Raw genomic sequence first — 18,308 nt, 5'->3', positions numbered from 1 at the left:
GGGGCCGGCGGCGTGCGTGGCGTCCACGGCGCCGGCGGCTGCGCCGACCGTACCCACCCGGTCCCCGGCCGTCTGTATGCGGGACGTCACAGCTGGCCCCAGCGGCGGATGACGGGGGCGACGCGCTGCACACCCTGACGGTAGGCGGTCCGGGCGGAGTTGCGCACCAGGTCGTGCACGGCCCTGCGGACCGGGCCCGGTTCGCGCGGTGAGAAGCCGCCGATGGGGTCGCCCTTGGGGTCCAGGCCCTGCCGGGCGAGGATGCCGGGCAGATATCCGGGGGCGGTGCGCGTGGTGTAGTACGGCGCCAGCCGCGGCAGTTCGGGGAGGTCCAGCAGGTTGTGCACCCGGGCGCGCAGCGGCGCGTACGGGTTGCCGCCGCCCACGCCGTGCGCGGCGGTCCACTGCGGGTCGGCGCGCGGCAGGTGGCCGTCGTCGAGTTCGTCCCAGGAGGCGAAGCAGCCGGAGCCGAGGAAGTGGTGGTTTCCGAGCGCCTCGCGGATGCCGAGGTCGGTGAGGATCGCGGTCGGTATCCGGCGGTGCAGCGACTCCAGCGCGGCGGTGGAGCTGACCGTCACCAGCAGGTCGGTGCGGTCCAGCACGTCGCTCATGTTGCCGTAGACCAGCTGGACGTTGGCCGGCGGGTCGAGGGAGGCGACCAGCTTCTGGTACGGGTTCTCCTCGATGTGCGTGGTGTGCTCGCCGGGCTTGCTGCGCAGCTTGACCAGCACGTCGCGCTCGGGGCGCCGGCGCGCGTGCTCGACGGTCCGGCGCAGTAGGTGCGTACGGTCGGCGCGGCCCTCGGGCACGGATGGCTGCACGGCGAAGGTGAGGGTGAACCGGCGTCCGACGTTTGGCCGATACTGGTCCCCGCCGAGGAACGGCAGCGCGGTCTCCACGATGGCGCGTGTGGGATATCCCACACCCTCGTAGACCGCCCTGAACCGCTCGGCGTCGTCGGCACTGTTGGCCAGCACCACGTCGGCGCCCGCCCGCAGCAGCAGTCCGTCGGCCAGTTTCTCGTACACGACCCCGACGTACCCGGTGACGACCACGGGGCGCGACGGGCGGCCCTCCCAGGCCCGGTTGAATCCTTGCAGCAGGGCCTGGACGGTGCCGCCGACGCAGGAGACGACCACCACGTCGCAGGTGTCGGAGTTGGTGCCGGCCAGGATCTCGGCGGCGGTCGCCTCCACCATCGAGTCGGCGGGAATGCCCAGTTCAGCGAGTTGCCGGGGAGTGGGGGTGGCCCGGCCGCGGAGCAGCCGTGCATCGAGCCGGGCGTCCGGGTCGATGCGACGCGCGGTCAGCGCACCCCACTTCCACCGGGTGTCCGAGTCGGCGATCACAGTGACCCTCAGTGGGCCGGGCATACGTTCCACACCCTGACAGTAGGAAGCACTTGGACTCAACACGCTAACTATTGGCCAACGGGAGGTAAACAGAGAGCCTCGGATCGGAAGTGACCCGAGGGGCCGCAGGGGCCACCCGGTACAAACCGGGCACACACCGTTACCGTTCCGTCATGTTTCGTTTACCTAGATGTATGTTCGACGCACAGCGCAAGGACGACTGAACGGCCTAATGTACGGGAGTGGTCAAGCTCTCCGTCGTCGTGCCCTTTTTCAATGTCCAGCAGTATGCCGCGGACACCCTGCGCAGCCTCCGGGCGAACGCCGATCCCGATTACGAGTTCGTGCTGGTGGACGACGCGTCGACCGACCGGACCCCGGTGATCCTGGAACAGGCGCTGGACTCCCTGCCGGGCGCCAGACTCGTCCGGCACGAGAAGAACGGGGGTCTGGCGACCGCGCGCAACACCGGCATCGACGCCGCGCGCGGCCAGTACCTCACCTTCCTCGACGGTGACGACTGGTACGGCCCCGGCTACCTGCCGCGGCTGGTGGCGGCCATCGAGGGGCTGGACACCGACTTCGTCCGGGTGGACCACGTGCAGTGCACCGGCCGGGTCCGCAACGTCATCCGGGTGCCGCACGGCCGCCGCGGGGTCACTCTCGGCGCCCGCGACGCGATCCTGCCCGCGGACCGCTCCACCTCGGTGGACTACCCGTACGCCTGGGCCGGGATCTACCACCGCCGGCTGGTCGACCGCGGGCTGCTGCACTTCCCCGACGGGCTGCGCACCGCGGAGGACCGGCCGTGGATCTGGCGGCTGCACCGCGAGGCCGACACCTTCGCGGTGGCGGCCGGGCTGATGGGCATCTTCTACCGGCGGGGCGTGGCCACCTCGCTGACCCAGATCGGCGACGTGCGCCAACTGGACTTCATCCGCAGCTTCGACCGGGTGATCGCGGAGACCGCCAAGGACCGCGACGCCGCGCTGTTCCTGCCCAAGGCGGTCCGCACGTACTGCGCGATCATCGCCCACCATCTGAGCAACATCGAGCGGTTCGAGCCGCCGGTGGCGCGCAAGCTCAAGTCGATGAGCGCCGCCGCGCTGCGCCAGCTCCCGCAGGACGTGCTCACCGAGGCGCTGGACTCGATGGACCTGGAGCGCAGCTCCAGGATCCGCCGGCTGCGCTGGCGGCTGCCGGCCCGCAGCGACGACCCGGGCGCCGCCGCCTCCCCGCCACCGCCCGTCCCCGGCTCCAAGCGCGCGGTCGCCGAGACCGGCACCGGCGACGACCTCGACGCCCGCGACAACGAAGGGGCGGTCGCGTGATGGCCCGTACCCAGCTCTTCCTCGCCTCCACCCTCTACGGCGCCGCCACCCTGGCCGCCGCGCTGGACGCCGGCTCCTTCGCCGCCGCCGACCGGCGGCTGCTGGTGGTCTGCAACAACGCGGCCATCCCGGAGATCACCCCGCCGCTGGACGAGGCCCCCGGCTTCGCCGCGCTGCGTTCCCGCTTCGACGACCTGGTGTCGTGGAACGAGGCGATCCACCCGCTGCACCCGGGCGGCTGGGCGCCGCGCGCCGACGACGTGCCCGTCTGGGAGCGCTACGTGCGGATGCTGTGGGAGCTCGGCGACGACTCGATCGAACTGATCGTGGAGTCCATCCAGGTCGAGCCGGCGCTGGCGGTGGCCGCCGTCTTCCAGGGCGCGCCCATCACCGTCTACGCCGACGGCCTGATGTCGTACGGGCCGACCCGCAACAAGCTGGGCGCGCTGGTCGACACCCGCATCGACCGGCTGCTGCACCTGGACCTGGTGCCGGGGCTGCGCCCGCTGCTGCTCACCGAGCACGGCGTGGGCTCCGAGGTGGTGCCCACCACGGAGTTCACCAAGGTGCTCGCCGAGGTCGCCGAGGCGTCGATGGACGCCGGCGGGGACGACCTGGGGGCGGTGCCGGAGGGCGCGGCGCTGCTGCTCGGGCAGTACCTGTCGGCGCTGGGCCTGATCACCGCCGCCGAGGAGGAGGAGCTGCACCTGTCGATGGTGCGGGGCGCGGCGGCGCTGGGCCACAAGGAGATCGTCTTCAAGCCGCACCCGACCGCACCCGCGGAGTGGACCGAGCCGCTGAAGGCCGAGGCCGAGCGCCTCGGCGCGCGGCTGACGGTGCTCGACTCGCCGGTGCTGGCCGAGGTGGTGTACCAGAGGTCCCGCCCGGCGCTGGTGGCCGGCTGCTTCTCCACCGCGCTGCTGACCGCCTCGGTGCTCTACGGCATCCCGGTCGCCAGGACCGGTACCAAGCTGCTGCTGGAGCGGCTGACGCCGTATCAGAACAGCAACCGGATCCCGGTCACCATCGTGCACGCGATGCTACCGGACCTGGCGGACACCACCGGGGTACAGGACTGGCGGCCGCCCACGCCGGAGCAGGTGGCGGCCGAACTGACCCCGCTGCTGCACGCGGTGGGCTACTGCATGCAGGCGCAGGCGTACCCGCATCTGCGCGAGGAGGCCGTAGCCTGGCTCACCCAGCGGCTGAACGCGGGCACCTGGCCGTACTTCAAGCGCCGCCGGCTCACCTCTCTGGGGCTGCCCGGCGCGGTCCCGGCCAGGCTGGCGTTCGTGCCGCGCAACCGAACCGTCCGCCGGGTGGCCCGCCGCGCCCGTGCCTTGAAGAAAGCCACACTGGGATGAGTCTGCACCTGCCCGCGCCCGCCGAAGAGTCCGCCGGGCCGGGCGGCTCCGCGACCACCGCGGAGCCACTGCCCCAGGCCGCCCCCGGGCAGTCCGCCGCCACCGACAAGCCGACGGCGGCGGCCGGCGGCGGACGGGCCAAGGGACGGCTGCGCGCGCTGGACGGCCTGCGGCTGATCGCCGCGCTGATGGTGTGCGTCTACCACTACGGGGGCCGCGAGGGCGACATCGCGACGGCCTGGGGGCGCTCGCCGAGCCACATATTCCCGCACCTGGCCGGGCCGTTCTCCTACGGGCCGCTGGGTGTGCAGATCTTCTTCGTCATCAGCGGTTTCGTGATCTCGATGAGCGGCTGGGGCCGCTCGGTCAAGGACTTCGCGATCTCCCGGATCACCCGGCTCTACCCGGCCTACTGGGCGGCGCTGGTCATCATCACGGTGGCGTTCGCGATCGTCGGCCTCAAGCGGGTCTCCGACACCGACCTGCTGGTCAACTTCACCATGCTGCAGATGCCGGCCGGTGCCGAGCGGGTGCTCGGTGTGTGCTGGACGCTGTGGGCCGAGATGCGGTTCTACCTGCTGTTCGCGCTGTTCGTGGTGTGGCCGGGCGCGACCCGCAAGCGGGTGCTGGTGTTCTGCACGGTGTGGACGGTCGGCGCGCTGTACGCCGAGTCCGCCGGCCAGGACTTCCTGAAGCTGGCTCTGATGCCCGAGTACGCGCCGTTCTTCGTCGCCGGCATGGGCCTGTACCTGGTCTACCGCTTCGGCCACGACGCCCTGGCCTGGGGCGTGGTGGCGGTCGGCTTCCTGCTCGGCCAGCGCGAGGAGGTCAAGGCGCTGGTGGCGCCGCCGCACATGCACGTCTTCCACCACCGTTCGCAGCTGATGGTGATCGCCGTCGTCGCGTTCGGCTTCCTCGCGGTCATCGCGGTGACGCTGGTACCGCGGATCGCCAACCTCAACTGGCGCTGGCTGACCACCGCGGGCGCCCTGACGTACCCGTTCTACCTGGTGCACGAGCACCTCGGCTGGGTCGTGATCGGCAAGCTCAACGAGCACACCAGCCTGTCGCCGGGGGCGATCTTCGTGAGCACCGTGCTGTTCATGCTGGTGCTCGCGTACGTGCTGTACCGGGTGGTGGAGAAGCCGCTCGCGCCGCGGCTCAAGCGGCTGCTGCAGCGGCAGCCCGTGCTGCGCTGACCCGCGGGAGCCCTTTCGGCGTCCGGTCGCGGATACGGCGGCGGGCGGCGGCCTCGACCGGGCGCCGCCCGCCGCTGTTCTACGATGGCACCGTGAGCGACATCACCCGCGGCACGGTGCGTGAGCCGACCCGCGCGCAGGAGATCCTCGCCCTGGGGCTGCGGGACGAGAAGAGACGGCAGACCAGGCAGCACGTCGCCGAGGTCGCCACCGGGCTCTTCCTCCGGCACGGCTTCGGCCGGGTGACGATCGCCGACGTGGCCCGTACCGCCGAGGTGTCGGTCAACACCGTGTACACGTACTTCCCCTCGAAGGAGGACCTGGTCTTCTACCCGGAGCAGGCGTCGGCGCAGCGCATGGTGCGGATGGTCGCGGACCGGCCGCGGGGCCGTTCGGCGGCGGACGCGGTACTGGTCGCGCTGCGCGCCGAACTGCGGCACGGGGACCGGGCGGCGGGGCTGACCGGCGGCTTCGGCCGGTTCCTCGACATGGTCCGCGCGGAGCCGGCGCTGGCCGCCCGGCTGGACTCGATCCAGCGCGAGATGGTGGCCGCGCTCGCGGCCGAACTGGCCGCCGAGACCGGCGCGGGGCCCGCCGACCCGCTGCCCCGGCTGGTGGCCTCGCAGCTGGGCTGGGCGCAGGAGCAGCTGTTCCGGGAGATCGGCGAGCAGACCCGCGCCGGCCGCTCCCCGGCCGCGGTGGCGACGGCGGGGCTGGAGCTGCTGGACGTGGTGGAGGGACTGCTCGGCGAGCAGGTGCTGGCGTACGCGGCCCGCCACACCGGGTGACATAGGTCACTTTCCCCTCGGATGCGGCATGCGTCTCTTTACTCCGGGCAGACGCGCGCCCCATCGTGAAGGCATGGCCGACTTCACCGCAAGCCTTCTCCTGCGTCCCGCCACCGGCACCGGTGGCCCCAAGGACCACGACAAGCTCGTCGAGCACGTGCTCGGCTGGGCCCTCACCGTGCTGGTGGCCGCGCTCGTCACCGGGCTGCACCTGTCGGTCTTCTGAGGCCCGGCCGCGGCTCGACCCGCCGCGAGGGGACCGGGAGTCGAGCGGCCGGGCGGGGCCGGACGGCCCGGCGACCGCTCGGAAAGATCAGAAGGAGTCGGTGGGAACGTAGGTCCCCCAGACCTCGCGCAGCGCGTTGCAGACCTCGCCGACCGTGGCGCCCGCCCGCAGCGCGTCCTTCATCGGGTAGAGCACGTTGTCGGCGCCCTCGGCGGCCTTCTTCATCGCCGCCAGCGCGTGGCCGAGGGCCGACTGATCCCGGCGGGCCCGCAGCTGCGCGAGCCGCCCGGCCTGCTGGGCCTCGATCGCCGGGTCCACCCGCAGCGGCTCGTACGGCTCCTCCTCGTCGAGCTTGTAGCGGTTGACCCCGACCACCACCCGCTCGCCGGAGTCGGTCTCCAGGGCGATCCGGTACGCGTTGCGCTCGATCTCGCCCTTCTGGAAGCCGTGTTCGATCGCGGTGACCGCGCCGCCGAGTTCCTCGACCTTCGCCATCAGCTCCAGCGCAGCCGCCTCCACCTCGTCGGTCATCCGCTCCACCACGTACGACCCGGCGAACGGGTCCACGGTGGCGGTCACGTCCGTCTCGTACGCCAGCACCTGCTGGGTGCGCAGCGCCAGGCGGGCGGACTTGTCGGTGGGCAGCGCGATGGCCTCGTCGAAGGAGTTGGTGTGCAGCGACTGGGTGCCGCCCAGGACCGCGGCCAGCCCCTGCACGGCGACCCGGACCAGGTTGACCTCCGGCTGCTGCGCGGTGAGTTGGACGCCGGCGGTCTGGGTGTGGAAGCGCAGCATCTGCGACCTGGGGTCGCGCGCCCCGAACTCCTCCCGCATCACCCGGGCCCAGATGCGGCGCGCGGCACGGAACTTGGCGACCTCCTCCAGGATCGTGGTCCTGGACACGAAGAAGAACGACAGCCGCGGCGCGAAGTCGTCCACCTCCATGCCGGCGTCGATCGCGGTGCGCACGTACTGGATGCCGTCGGCGAGGGTGAACGCGATCTCCTGCGCGGGCGAGGCGCCGGCCTCGGCCATGTGGTAGCCGGAGATCGAGATGGTGTTCCACTTGGGGATCTCGGCCCGGCAGTACGCGAAGATGTCCGCGATCAGCCGCAGCGACGGCTTCGGCGGGAAGATGTACGTACCGCGGGCGATGTACTCCTTCAGCACGTCGTTCTGGATGGTGCCGGTCAACCGCGCGGCGGGCACGCCCTGTTCCTCGCCGACGAGCTGGTAGAGCAGCAGCAGGAGGGCGGCGGGGGCGTTGATGGTCATCGAGGTGGAGACCTTGTCCAGCGGGATGCCGGCCAGCAGCACCCGCATGTCCTCGATGGAGTCGATGGCGACCCCGACCTTGCCGACCTCGCCGTGCGCGATGGGCGCGTCGGAGTCGTGGCCCATCTGGGTGGGCAGGTCGAAGGCGACGGACAGGCCCATCGTGCCGTTGGCGATCAACTGCTGGTAGCGGGCGTTGGACTCGGCCGCGGTGCCGAACCCGGCGTACTGCCGCATCGTCCACGGCCGGCCGGTGTACATCGACGGGTACACCCCCCGGGTGTACGGGTATCCGCCCGGCACCCCCAGCCGCTCCGCGGGATCCCAGCCGGCCAAAGCCTCCGGGCCGTACACCGGTTCGATCGGCAGACCGGACTCCGATTCGCGCGTCATCGTTCACGCCTCCGCTCTGAGGACTTGCTGAGGGCGCCGCTGGGGGCTGTCTGCGAGGGGTCACCAGGGTCCGACACGGACTGTAGTGGCGCCCGTACGTACCGAGGAGTGGCCCACGCTGGGACCTTCCTCACAGTCGTAGCACTCCGGACCCGCCGCGGGGCGCAACCGGCCCGGCGGAAAAGGGCGTCCACGCGGTCAGGGGGCGGTGGGCGACGCGCCGGGGAGGGTGGCCGCCGCGGGCGGCGGCGGGCGAGCGCGGCCGGGCAGGGGGAATGCGCCCGGCCGCGCTCTGTGACGTGGACCCCGGTACGGGGAGAACCGGGGTCCACCGAGCCGATGACCAGTCGGCTCACTAGTACAGCGGCTGTCCGCCCGGAAGTGTCACCTGGGAACCCCCGCTTTCGGGGGTACGCGCGTCCGGACGCGGCTTGTCCTGCGCCTTGCGGCGATGGCCGCCGGGTGTGCGCGTCTGCTGGGGCGCCGCCTTGCCGCCGGGAGTGCCGGGGGCGGCGCCGGGGGTCCTGACGGCGCCCTTCGCCTTGCCGGCCGGCCCGGCGCCCGGCCCGTGCGGCCCGACCGGCCGGTCGCGGTGCGGGGTGTCCGCCGGCCGGGCGGTGGACGCGGCGCCGGCCGGGGGGAGCGGATCGGACGCGGGAGCGGGGGCGAGGGCGGGGGCGGACCCGGGGACGGCGGCCGCCCCGGACGCCGGGGCGGGCGCCGCGGCGGACGCGGACACCGGGCCGGCGCGGTCGCCGTCCGGGGCGACCACCGCCGGCGGCCGGCTCACCCGGGAGGTGCCCGAGCCGGGACCGGGCAGCAGGCCGTGTCCGGTGCCCGCGGCCACCGCGACGCCGACCCCGCCGAGCGCGACCACCGAGACCATCGCGGCGGCGGCCACCCGTACCGCCCGCCCGGCCCGTACCACCGGCCGCGGCACCGGACCGACCGGCGGGTGCGCGGCCCGGAACGCCGCCAGCGCGGCCTCCTCGCGGGCCGGGTCGAGGGCGGCCGGCAGCCCGGCCGCCGCCAGCAGCCGGCGCAGCCGCGCGGCGGTCATCGCGTCGGCGCCCGGGTACGCCGCGGCGCGAGCCGGCGCCCCTGCCCCGCCGGTCCCGACCCGTCCGTACTCGCTCATGTCACTTCCATGTCACTTCCTCACGGCGCCTCGGCCGCGGAAAACGTCACATCGGCCGGTTGCCCGTCCTCCTCCAGCTCCAGGATCTCGGCCAGCCGGCGCAGCCCCCGGTGGGTCGCCATCCGGACCGAGCCGGCCCGTTTTCCCAGCACCCGGGCGGCGCTGGTGGAGTCCAGGCCCATCACCACCCGCAGCAGCACGGCCTCGGCCTGCTCGCGCGGCAGGGCGGCTATCGCGGCCAGCGCCCGGTCGGTCGCCACCGCGTCCAGCGCCTCCCCCGCGGTGTCCGCCCGGTCCGGGAGCTGGACGAGCTCGTCCACCCCCGCGCCGGACACCGGCCTGCGGCTGCGGGCGCGGATGTGGTCCAGCGCCCGGTTGCGGGCGATCCGGGCCGCCCAGCCGCGGATGGAGCCGCCGTCACCACGGAAGTTGGGCAGGTCGCGGGCGATCTGCAGCCATGCCTCGGACGCCACGTCCTCGGCGTCCACCGGTCCCACCAGACTGCGGACGTACTGCAGCAACTGCGGCTGCACGGCGCGGTAAACGACGCGGAAGGCGTGTTCGTCACCGCCCTGCGCCGCGCCTACCGCGGTATCCAGATCCACGTCCGGCCCCACCCCCTCGAACACCGCCCCCATCCTGCCTCATGCGGGCCGGTGACACTTTTGGAGTCGGCGACGCCGTACAAGTGGCGGCCGGGGACGCTCCTGTGGGGGGAGGCGGCCCCCGGCCGTCGTCAGTGCCGCGTATGCCCCGCACGCTGCGCCGATCCGGCCGTGCGCCGCCGTATGCCGCCGTGAGCCCTCATACGCCCCCGCGTGCCGCACCGTGCCGTCGTGTCCCGCCCTGTGCCCACAGCCATGCGCGCGCGTACGTGCCGTCAACCCGCCGCCGCGCCCGTCTTCCCTTCGGGTGAATCCCGCCGCCTTCCCGGCCGTATGAAGGGTGCCCACCCGTACAGTTGAGCGTACCGATACGCGTCACCCCACCCGCCTCACCGACCCCGCGCATCCTCCGCACGCCTTCGCCGTACGCGACCCGTACCGGCGACGCACCCCACCCAGGAGCCCGCCGCTGTCCAGCGACACGCCCGCCGAGGGGCTGGCCCTGCTCAACCTCGCGCCCGTCATGGCCGCCGAGGCGGTCCTGCGTTCCTGCTGCGGCTCGCACCGCTGGGCCCGCCGGATGGCCGCGCACCGGCCGTACCCGACGCTGGACGCGCTGCTGGCCGCCGCGGACGAGGCCGCCTTCGACCTGACGCCCGGCGACCTCGCCGAAGCACTGGCCGGCGAGCACACCACCGCACTGGCCGACCGGGGCAACCTCGCGGCGCACACCGCGCTGCGCGCCGCGCACGCCGCCTACGAGGCCAGGTTCGGGCACGTCTTCGTGATCGACCTGTCCACCGCCGACCCGGCCGAGGAACTCGACCTGACCCTGGTCAGCCTGCGCGAGCGGCTCGGCCACGACGCGGACGAGGAGGTCACGGCCACCGCCGAGCAACTGCGGGGGATCTGCCGGGCCCGGCTGCTCCGGCTGGCCGGCGAGCCGTACCCGCCGCCGCCGTGGGCCGCGGGTTCACCCGACCGTGCGGGATCGCTCACACCTGGACCACCCCGCGGTCCGGAGCCGACAGCGCGTCGCTACGATGGCAGGGGCCGGTGGACCGTACCCGGCCGGGCGTGACCGACACCGAAGCCGGCAGCCCTCGTCCCGCTCCCGGAGGGTTTTTCCGTGCCGGCTGGAACGCTGTACCGCGGCCGGGAAGGTATGTGGTCGTGGGTGGCTCATCGAGTCACCGGTGTCCTCATCTTCTTCTTCCTGTTCGTCCACGTCCTCGACACCGCCCTGGTGCGGGTCTCCCCCGAGGACTACGACAAGGTCGTCGCTACCTACAAGACCCCCATCGTCAGCCTGCTGGAATACGGCCTCGTCGCCGCGATCCTCTTCCACGCGCTGAACGGTCTGCGCATCATCGCCGTCGACTACTGGACCCAGGGCCCCCGCTACCAGAAGCAGATGTTCTGGACCGTGATGGGCCTGTGGATCCTGCTGATGATCGGCGCGATCTACCCGGTGCTCGGCCACGCCGCTCGAGTCCTGTTCGGGAGCTGAACGACACATGGCCACTGAAGTCACCCCCTCGGACGACGTGCAGCTGACCGGCTCCAGCGTCTCGTTCAGCCCGGAGAACCCGGCCCCGCTGATCGAGCCGCCGCGCGCCCGCACCCCGCGCACGCTGCGTCCCCAAGGGGCCGCCCGGACCAACTTCGAGCTGTACGGCTGGCTCTTCATGCGGCTGTCCGGCGTCGTACTGGTCGTGCTGGTGCTCGGCCACCTGCTGATCCAGCTGGTGCTCGACGGCGGTGTCACCAAGGTCGGCTTCGCGTTCGTCGCGGGCCGCTGGGCCTCGCCGTTCTGGCAGTACTGGGACCTGGCGATGCTGTGGCTGGCGATGCTGCACGGCGGCAACGGCCTGCGGACGGTCATCAACGACTACGCCGAGCAGGCGGCCACCCGCCTCTGGCTCAAGACGCTGCTGTTCACCGCCGTGACCTTCACCATCGTGCTCGGATCGCTGGTGATCTTCACCTTCGACCCGAACATCCGCTAAGCGCTGAGCCAGGGCTGGAACAGGGAAGCGACCCCATGCAGATCCACAAGTACGACACCGTCATCGTCGGCGCGGGCGGCGCCGGTATGCGCGCCGCCATCGAGGCCACCAAGCGCAGCCGCACCGCCGTCCTGACCAAGCTCTACCCGACCCGCTCCCACACCGGCGCCGCGCAGGGCGGCATGGCCGCCGCCCTCGCCAACGTCGAGGAGGACAACTGGGAGTGGCACACCTTCGACACGATCAAGGGCGGCGACTACCTGGTCGACCAGGACGCCGCCGAGATCCTGGCGAAGGAGGCCATCGACGCGGTCCTGGACCTGGAGCGGATGGGCCTGCCGTTCAACCGGACGCCCGAGGGGCGGATCGACCAGCGGCGGTTCGGCGGCCACACCCGCAACCACGGCGAGGCCGCGGTGCGCCGGGCCTGCTACGCCGCGGACCGCACCGGTCACATGATCCTCCAGACGCTGTACCAGAACTGCGTCAAGGAGGGCGTTGAGTTCTTCAACGAGTTCTACGTCCTCGACCAGTTGCTGACCGAGGTCGACGGGGTCCGGCGGTCGGCCGGCGTGGTCGCGTACGAGCTGGCCACCGGCGAGATCCACATCTTCCAGGCGAAGGCCGTGATCTACGCCTCCGGCGGCACCGGCAAGTTCTTCAAGGTGACCTCGAACGCGCACACCCTGACCGGCGACGGCCAGGCCGCGGTCTACCGGCGCGGACTGCCGCTGGAGGACATGGAGTTCTTCCAGTTCCACCCGACGGGCATCTGGCGGATGGGCATCCTGCTCACCGAGGGCGCCCGCGGCGAGGGCGGCATCCTGCGCAACAAGGACGGCGAGCGCTTCATGGAGAAGTACGCGCCGGTCATGAAGGACCTCGCCTCGCGGGACGTGGTGTCCCGGGCGATCTACACCGAGATCCGGGAGGGCCGCGGCTGCGGCCCCGAGGGCGACCACGTCTACCTGGACCTCACCCACCTGCCGCCGGAGCAGCTGGACGCGAAGCTGCCGGACATCACCGAGTTCGCCCGTACGTACCTGGGCATCGAGCCGTACACCGACCCCATCCCGATCCAGCCGACCGCGCACTACGCCATGGGCGGCATCCCGACCAACGTGCAGGGCGAGGTGCTCTCCGACAACACCACGGTGGTGCCGGGCCTGTACGCGGCCGGCGAGGTCGCCTGCGTGTCCGTGCACGGCGCCAACCGGCTCGGCACCAACTCGCTGCTCGACATCAACGTCTTCGGCCGCCGCTCGGGCATCGCCGCCGCGGAGTACGCGCAGGCCAACGACTACGTGCCGCTGCCGGAGAACCCGGCGCAGCTGGTCGAGGAGCAGGTGGAGCGGCTGCGGTCCTCGGTGGGGAGCGAGCGGGTGCACGACATCCGCCGTGAGCTGCAGGAGTGCATGGACGCCAACGTGATGGTGTTCCGCACCGAGCAGACCATCAAGACCGCGGTGGAGAAGATCGGCGAGCTGCGCGACCGCTATCTGCGGGTGTCCATCCAGGACAAGGGCCGACGCTTCAACACCGACCTGCTGGAGGCCGTCGAGCTGGGCAACCTGCTCGACCTGGCCGAGGTGATGGCGGTGTCCGCGCTGGCCCGCAAGGAGTCCCGCGGCGGGCACTACCGCGAGGACTACCCGAACCGTGACGACGTGAACTTCATGCGGCACACCATGGCCTACCGCGAGGTGGAGGCGAGCGGCACCGAGTCGATCCGCCTCGACTACAAGCCGGTCGTGCAGACCCGCTACCAGCCGATGGAGCGTAAGTACTGATGAGCACCCCGACGCTCGACCAGCACTCGGCGGCCCTGGACGCCGCCGAGCTCGACAGCGCGCACCTGATCACGGTCACGCTGCGGGTCCGCCGGTTCAACCCGGAGGTCTCGGACCAGGTCCAGTGGGTCGACTACCAGTTCCCGATCGACCCCAAGGAGCGCGTCCTGGACGCGCTCCACAAGGTCAAGTGGGAGCTGGACGGCACGCTGACCTTCCGCCGTTCGTGCGCCCACGGCGTCTGCGGGTCCGACGCGATGCGGATCAACGGCAAGAACCGGCTGGCGTGCAAGACCCTGATCAAGGACATCAACCCGGAAAAGCCGATCACGATCGAGCCGATCAAGGGCCTGACCGTGCTGAAGGACCTTGTGGTCGACATGGACCCGTTCTTCCAGGCGTACCGCGACGTGATGCCGTTCCTGATCACCAAGGGCAACGAGCCGACCCGCGAGCGCCTGCAGTCCGCCGAGGACCGGGAGCGCTTCGACGACACCACCAAGTGCATCCTGTGCGCCGCGTGCACCTCGGCCTGCCCGGTCTTCTGGAACGACGGCCAGTACTTCGGCCCGGCGGCCATCGTCAACGCGCACCGCTTCATCTTCGACTCGCGCGACGAGGGCGGCCAGCAGCGCCTGGAGATTTTGAACGACAAGGACGGCGTCTGGCGCTGCCGCACCACCTTCAACTGCACGGACGCCTGCCCGCGCGGTATCGAGGTCACCAAGGCGATCCAGGAGGTCAAGCGGGCCCTGATCACCCGCCGCTTCTGACCCCCCGTCCCACCGCCGCCGGGCCCCGCCTCCCCCCAGGGAGCCGGGGCCCGGCGTGCGTCCCGGCGCACCGGGCGCCGGCTCCCGAGGCGTGTTCTCAGCGCGGGTAGTACCGGATGGACATACTCGCCAGGCTTTCGGAGACTTCGCGCCGCCTGGTTCTGTCCGGCCGGGGAGTCTCGCACCGGACCAGGGCATGGGCGAACCCGGCCGGCTCGCCGTCCGGTACGGGGTCACCGACCACTCCGGCGCCGGCGGACCGGGGCACGGATGCCTGACAGCCGAAAACCTGCTGCCCCTCTTTGCGTAACACGGCTTCCGGAAGTCACTTCCCCGGTGGCGCCGGACCTGTGTCGGCGTCCTTTTCGTTCTCCTCCGGCTTCCCGGGGCGGAAGGTCAGAAGAGAGTGCCGAGCGGCTCGCCCATGGCGTCGGCGGCGGGACCGGGACTGCCGGAGACGTCGACAGGACCGCATACCGCGTTGTGCGGGAGCCGGTCATTGATCCCCCATTTGGGAGGAAAGAAGAGGCGCATGGGCTCCACCGACTGGTTGAACCGCGCCTTGATGCGCTTGCGGGCGCTGGTCAGCTCGGGGACGGCCTCCCTGCAGTACTTGTCGGTCTCGCAGAACAGGCCCTGGCAGTCGATGGCCTGCAACGGCCGTCCCCACAGGCCGTTGAAAGGGAGTCCCAGCCGCCGGAACTCGCGCTCCTGGTTCTCCGCCATCCACAGGATGATTTCTGTCGGCGAATAATCGCCCAGGCTCTCGAACACCTTCTTGATGCCCCGCAGCGCGCCGGGACCGGCCTGGGTGAACTCGTTCTCGCTAAAATTGACAAGATCTGAGTAATTGAGGTCGATGGCGATCTGATAGGACATGAAATCACCCATCAGCGGGAACTCGTGCAGGAGCTGGTAAATCTCGCGCAGGCTGCCCGCCTTGAGCACGCGCGCACCGAGGTCGTCCTGGAGGAACATGAGCCGGAAGAGTTCGACGTGGTTCAGGTGCTTGAGCGACTGGCCGTAGGCGTCCGTGGCGCACAGAATGAACGCGCCGGTGTAGAGACCGCCGTTACGCGCCCGCGCGTGGTCGAGCGCCTTCGTGAAGGCTCCGCTGCCGAGGTCCTCCAGGGTCGGGTGGTGGCCCAGGAAGTCCCGGACGGTCCGCCACGTCTCGATCTTGCTGAACGTGCGGAACGCGACGATCTGGAAAAGACGGTCCTTGGGTGTGCAGGATTCCCCGTGGTAGCAGACCTCGCTGATCATGTACTGCGACACGCGGTCCGCAGCGCGGAACACGTTGCAGAACTTGAATTCCTGCAGGATGGGATCCCCCGTCCACGGCCGGGAGGTCCCGGCCACGCGCTTTTCGAAAGCGCTCTGCCGCTCGGAGGCGAAATACCAGTAGAGATCGAACACACGCTGCCGCGGGACGGGGGGCTGCTTCATGGCGGGAATGATCCTCAAGTACGGGGCGTATTGCCAACGCTGACGGTAGAAGACACCTGTGTCGTGAAGATGAAAGTATCGCGGGTCATCCAGCAGGACACTCCCTGCCATACGCTCTCCCAGGGTGTAGCGAAAGCGCTGGCGACCTGTGAAGTGATCGAAGACGATGGCACCGCCGACAACGGTCCGCTCTCTCACGACCTCGATCGCCGCCTTGGCGGAGCTGTAGTTGTCGGTGTCGACGAAGGAGAGGACGAGTCGGCTGTCCTCCAGGTGCCGGCACGTCTCGACGATGTCACCTGGAATGATCTGCACCGCACGGCCCTGGAGATAGCGCCGCACCGCGGCCAGGTCAGTGAACACGCAATCAGGATGATCATACATATCGAGTGGGCTGCGCCGCGGCGGAAAACCGTCGAAGGTGTCGAACCCCACGACCGGCCACTCCATACCGAGCCGCTCGATCAGCCTGGAAAGGAACATCGTGGTGCCGCCTTTGAACATCCCGAACTCAGCGACGGTACCGGTCAGCCCCAACCGCGCCGCGTTGCGCAGACATTCGTACAGGTGTACCAGAGTGTGCGGATAGCCGTTCGCGAAGGAGGGAACCAGCAGCTGGGCGAATTCCTCGCGGAACAGCGCGTCACGGAACTCCAGGTGTCCGTACCCGGCGATCAGAATTTTCGGCGCGGCCTGGATATGGGGCAGAGCCGCCAGAAGCAGGTCTTCCTTCTCGGTGTCGGCCGCGACCGCCAGCACGTCGTGTTCGGCTCCGGCCAGGTCGGCCAACGGCAGGACGAGAGCCGGAAGCATGGACCAGACGGCTGTCGGCGGTCCTTCCGCATAGACGGCCTTGATGCCGCGGGCCAGCCCGGAAGCGCCCAGTGCGTCGAACAGACGCAGGGTCACCGGCGTGAGGCCGATGACGGCCAGGGACTGTGCGCCGTCCAGCAGCCGGGTCCGGACGTCGTCCAGAAGTTTGGCGAGGTCCTCAGCCCGCACGGCTGGCTTCCCGGCAGGCCGTGATGAAGTCACGGTACAGCGGTGGCGCCTCACGCGTGAGCGCGGCGATCAGCGCCCACGCGGCGGCCGTGACAGCGCGGGCTCTGGCCAGCCGGTCCATCGGCTCGGGCACGGCGGCGGCCGGCGAGAAGTAGGACTCGACCCCTGCGAACGTGTCGGCGACCACGGCGGTCGCCCTGGCGACGGACGGCACCTGGTCAGCGCGGAGCTCCACGACATGGTCCAGGAGGAACTCGAATCCCAGGGGGCCGTCGCTGTAGGGCGGAACGACACCAGGATCCGCGAAAAGGGTCGCGGCGACCGTGGGGTCGATGTCGGCGAGAAGCGTCTGGTACTTGAGACCGTAGACGAAGAGGTCGACCGCCGTATCGAAGATGGACTCGTCGTATGTGGCCGGCGCACCTTCGGCAAGTGCCTCCAGCCGGTCCACCTTTCTGGCCAGGTTCGCCAGGACGCCGATCACTTCACCGCGCTTCTTCCAGGCGTTTCCGTAGGCTGCGTCCTTCGCGCGGTGCAAACGCCCGATGGCCATGATGCATTCTGCGTGACTATCCACGCACTACCACCTTCTCGTATGTGAGCGTCCGGGCGTCCAAGTCCGCGAGCAGATAGCCGCCGCTGTTCTCGGTCAGATCCGCCATGGCTCGGAAGCCGTGGTGTATGGCCCGCCGCCAGAGCCATGCCGGCGTCCCTTCCACCTCCAGGTCGAAGGTGGCGGCCTCCGCTATCTTGAGGACTTCGCCGTCGATGCCGGCCTCGTCGAGGAATCCCTTTCTCTCCCTGGCCAGCCGGGAGAGCACCGCGGCCAGGCCCTCCTCGGCGAAGATCGCCCGGGCGCCGTCCTCCGCCTCGTCGGTTTCCGGATCTGATCTCCGCTTCAACCCCAGCAGTGACCGCATGTTCGGCGACCACCCCAGAACCGACAGGAATCCCAGGTGGATGGCGTCGTGGAAACGGTATCCGTCGCTCTTGCGGGTGTTGTCCGTCAGCTCATCGCCGAGGAAGTCTCCCACGCGGAATCCGATGCGTTTGCCGTTGACCTGGCGGACCACACCGCCGAAGGCGTCGGGCTCGGCATTGACCAGCCTCATCCGGCCGACGAGCTGGTCGCGCCGGCCCCGTCGCTCGGTGAACTCCATCACGAGTCGGCGGGGGAATCGCTCGGTCTCCGGATAGGAGGCGTCGGGTGCCGGCCAGTTATTCGGCTGGTACGGACGTGAGTGGGATCCGTACCGGGCTCTGGCCCGGCTCAGGTTGGATTCGGCGATGGTGTCCAGATCGAGTCCGCACGACGTCGCGACCGCGGCGATGTACCAGAGCAGGTCGCCCAGCTCTTCGCTGAAGAATCTCCTGCTGGCCTCCAGGTCGACGCCGCCGCGCAGATACTTCTTGTAGATGCCCAGAATGGAACCTGTCTCGCCGGCCAGGCCGACCACCGGCAGTAATGCGCCTTGCGGCCCGCCTCATCGGAGTTCACTCGTGTCACGTGCGGCGCGCTGGAAGTCAGCAAAGTCCATGACCCCTCCGTATGACGGACCTCCCCCAGTCCGGAGCACAAGGGTAGACCCGGTGAACCTGCCGCTACAACCAGTC

General features: G+C 70.6%; 17 protein-coding genes. 10 read left to right on the top strand and 7 right to left on the bottom strand.

The features are described from left to right. Positions 1-86: 86 nt before the first annotated feature. On the bottom strand, positions 87-1,373 hold the full coding sequence (locus RLT57_RS19020) for a DUF6716 putative glycosyltransferase (RefSeq protein ID WP_311298590.1): 1,287 nt from the start codon (positions 1,371-1,373) through the stop codon (positions 87-89). 221 nt (positions 1,374-1,594) lie between these two features. On the opposite strand from RLT57_RS19020, the gene RLT57_RS19015 reads away from it, so the two are divergent. The 5 genes from RLT57_RS19015 (at position 1,595) to RLT57_RS18995 (ending at position 6,260) form a co-directional block, all read left to right on the top strand. Beyond that, positions 1,595-2,683, top strand: coding sequence for a glycosyltransferase family 2 protein (locus tag RLT57_RS19015; RefSeq protein ID WP_311298589.1), 1,089 nt, complete (start codon positions 1,595-1,597; stop codon positions 2,681-2,683). Beyond that, positions 2,683-4,047: a polysialyltransferase family glycosyltransferase gene (locus RLT57_RS19010; protein ID WP_311298588.1), complete on the top strand. Its 1,365-nt coding sequence runs from the start codon at positions 2,683-2,685 to the stop codon at positions 4,045-4,047. Before RLT57_RS19015 ends, RLT57_RS19010 begins: the two co-directional genes overlap by 1 nt. Further along, positions 4,044-5,246, top strand: a complete 1,203-nt coding sequence (locus RLT57_RS19005) for an acyltransferase family protein (RefSeq protein ID WP_311298587.1) — start codon at positions 4,044-4,046, stop codon at positions 5,244-5,246. The genes RLT57_RS19010 and RLT57_RS19005 overlap by 4 nt, the downstream gene beginning before the upstream one ends. Positions 5,247-5,338: 92 nt before the next feature. Continuing rightward, a complete protein-coding gene (locus RLT57_RS19000) occupies positions 5,339-6,034 on the top strand; it encodes a TetR/AcrR family transcriptional regulator (protein ID WP_311298586.1) in 696 nt (231 codons plus the stop codon). 73 nt (positions 6,035-6,107) lie between these two features. Next, complete coding sequence (locus tag RLT57_RS18995; RefSeq protein ID WP_311298585.1) at positions 6,108-6,260, top strand: SCO1431 family membrane protein; 153 nt, start codon at positions 6,108-6,110, stop codon at positions 6,258-6,260. Between the two features lie 87 nt (positions 6,261-6,347). On the opposite strand, the gene RLT57_RS18990 is transcribed toward RLT57_RS18995, so the two are convergent. From RLT57_RS18990 to RLT57_RS18980, 3 genes are all read right to left on the bottom strand, one after another. Beyond that, a complete protein-coding gene (locus RLT57_RS18990; protein ID WP_311298584.1) occupies positions 6,348-7,928 on the bottom strand; it encodes an acyl-CoA mutase large subunit family protein in 1,581 nt (526 codons plus the stop codon). Positions 7,929-8,283: 355 nt separating this feature from the next. Then, entirely contained in the window at positions 8,284-9,066 is a 783-nt protein-coding gene (locus RLT57_RS18985) for a hypothetical protein (protein WP_311298583.1), read from the bottom strand. A 20-nt stretch (positions 9,067-9,086) separates the two neighbouring features. Then, a complete protein-coding gene (locus RLT57_RS18980) occupies positions 9,087-9,695 on the bottom strand; it encodes an RNA polymerase sigma factor (protein WP_311298582.1) in 609 nt (202 codons plus the stop codon). Between the two features lie 316 nt (positions 9,696-10,011). On the opposite strand from RLT57_RS18980, the gene RLT57_RS18975 reads away from it, so the two are divergent. The 5 genes from RLT57_RS18975 to RLT57_RS18955 are packed head-to-tail and all read left to right on the top strand — an operon-like array spanning position 10,012 to position 14,243. Further along, the gene (locus RLT57_RS18975; RefSeq protein WP_311298581.1) at positions 10,012-10,752 is read left to right on the top strand and encodes a 2-oxo-4-hydroxy-4-carboxy-5-ureidoimidazoline decarboxylase; all 741 of its coding nucleotides are present in this window, start codon (positions 10,012-10,014) and stop codon (positions 10,750-10,752) included. Between the two features lie 48 nt (positions 10,753-10,800). Further along, the gene (sdhC, locus tag RLT57_RS18970; RefSeq protein ID WP_311298580.1) at positions 10,801-11,181 is read left to right on the top strand and encodes a succinate dehydrogenase, cytochrome b556 subunit; all 381 of its coding nucleotides are present in this window, start codon (positions 10,801-10,803) and stop codon (positions 11,179-11,181) included. 7 nt (positions 11,182-11,188) lie between these two features. After that, positions 11,189-11,680, top strand: a complete 492-nt coding sequence (locus RLT57_RS18965) for a succinate dehydrogenase hydrophobic membrane anchor subunit (protein WP_311298579.1) — start codon at positions 11,189-11,191, stop codon at positions 11,678-11,680. Positions 11,681-11,715: 35 nt separating this feature from the next. Then, on the top strand, positions 11,716-13,470 hold the full coding sequence (gene sdhA, locus RLT57_RS18960; RefSeq protein WP_311298578.1) for a succinate dehydrogenase flavoprotein subunit: 1,755 nt from the start codon (positions 11,716-11,718) through the stop codon (positions 13,468-13,470). Beyond that, positions 13,470-14,243, top strand: coding sequence for a succinate dehydrogenase iron-sulfur subunit (locus RLT57_RS18955; RefSeq protein ID WP_311298577.1), 774 nt, complete (start codon positions 13,470-13,472; stop codon positions 14,241-14,243). The genes sdhA and RLT57_RS18955 overlap by 1 nt, the downstream gene beginning before the upstream one ends. A gap of 396 nt (positions 14,244-14,639) precedes the next feature. On the opposite strand, the gene RLT57_RS18950 is transcribed toward RLT57_RS18955, so the two are convergent. From RLT57_RS18950 to RLT57_RS18940, 3 genes are read right to left on the bottom strand one after another with little or no spacing between them, the layout of a single operon-like run. Continuing rightward, positions 14,640-16,694 carry a nucleotide kinase domain-containing protein gene (locus tag RLT57_RS18950; protein ID WP_311298576.1) on the bottom strand — a complete coding sequence of 685 codons (2,055 nt, stop codon included), beginning with the start codon at positions 16,692-16,694 and terminating at the stop codon, positions 14,640-14,642. After that, positions 16,684-17,247, bottom strand: a complete 564-nt coding sequence (locus RLT57_RS18945) for a hypothetical protein (protein WP_311298575.1) — start codon at positions 17,245-17,247, stop codon at positions 16,684-16,686. Before RLT57_RS18945 ends, RLT57_RS18950 begins: the two co-directional genes overlap by 11 nt. A gap of 16 nt (positions 17,248-17,263) precedes the next feature. Further along, a complete protein-coding gene (locus tag RLT57_RS18940) occupies positions 17,264-18,151 on the bottom strand; it encodes a nucleoside triphosphate pyrophosphohydrolase family protein (RefSeq protein ID WP_311298574.1) in 888 nt (295 codons plus the stop codon). Between the last annotated feature and the right edge of the window lie 157 nt (positions 18,152-18,308).

The organism is Streptomyces sp. ITFR-21 (assembly GCF_031844685.1).
Lineage (GTDB): Bacteria > Actinomycetota > Actinomycetes > Streptomycetales > Streptomycetaceae > Actinacidiphila.
This window is presented reverse-complemented; position numbering and strand designations above follow the sequence as displayed.

Bases quoted from the DNA above. Each gene is read 5' to 3' on its own strand.
- RLT57_RS19020 (WP_311298590.1), bottom strand. From the start codon at position 1,373: ATGCCCGGCCCACTGAGGGTCACTGTGATCGCCGACTCGGACACCCGG.
- RLT57_RS19010 (WP_311298588.1), top strand. From the start codon at position 2,683: ATGGCCCGTACCCAGCTCTTCCTCGCCTCCACCCTCTACGGCGCCGCC.
- RLT57_RS19005 (WP_311298587.1), top strand. From the start codon at position 4,044: ATGAGTCTGCACCTGCCCGCGCCCGCCGAAGAGTCCGCCGGGCCGGGC.
- RLT57_RS18995 (WP_311298585.1), top strand. From the start codon at position 6,108: ATGGCCGACTTCACCGCAAGCCTTCTCCTGCGTCCCGCCACCGGCACC.
- RLT57_RS18990 (WP_311298584.1), bottom strand. From the start codon at position 7,928: ATGACGCGCGAATCGGAGTCCGGTCTGCCGATCGAACCGGTGTACGGC.
- RLT57_RS18985 (WP_311298583.1), bottom strand. From the start codon at position 9,066: ATGAGCGAGTACGGACGGGTCGGGACCGGCGGGGCAGGGGCGCCGGCT.
- RLT57_RS18965 (WP_311298579.1), top strand. From the start codon at position 11,189: ATGGCCACTGAAGTCACCCCCTCGGACGACGTGCAGCTGACCGGCTCC.
- sdhA (WP_311298578.1), top strand. From the start codon at position 11,716: ATGCAGATCCACAAGTACGACACCGTCATCGTCGGCGCGGGCGGCGCC.
- RLT57_RS18955 (WP_311298577.1), top strand. From the start codon at position 13,470: ATGAGCACCCCGACGCTCGACCAGCACTCGGCGGCCCTGGACGCCGCC.
- RLT57_RS18945 (WP_311298575.1), bottom strand. From the start codon at position 17,247: ATGGCCATCGGGCGTTTGCACCGCGCGAAGGACGCAGCCTACGGAAAC.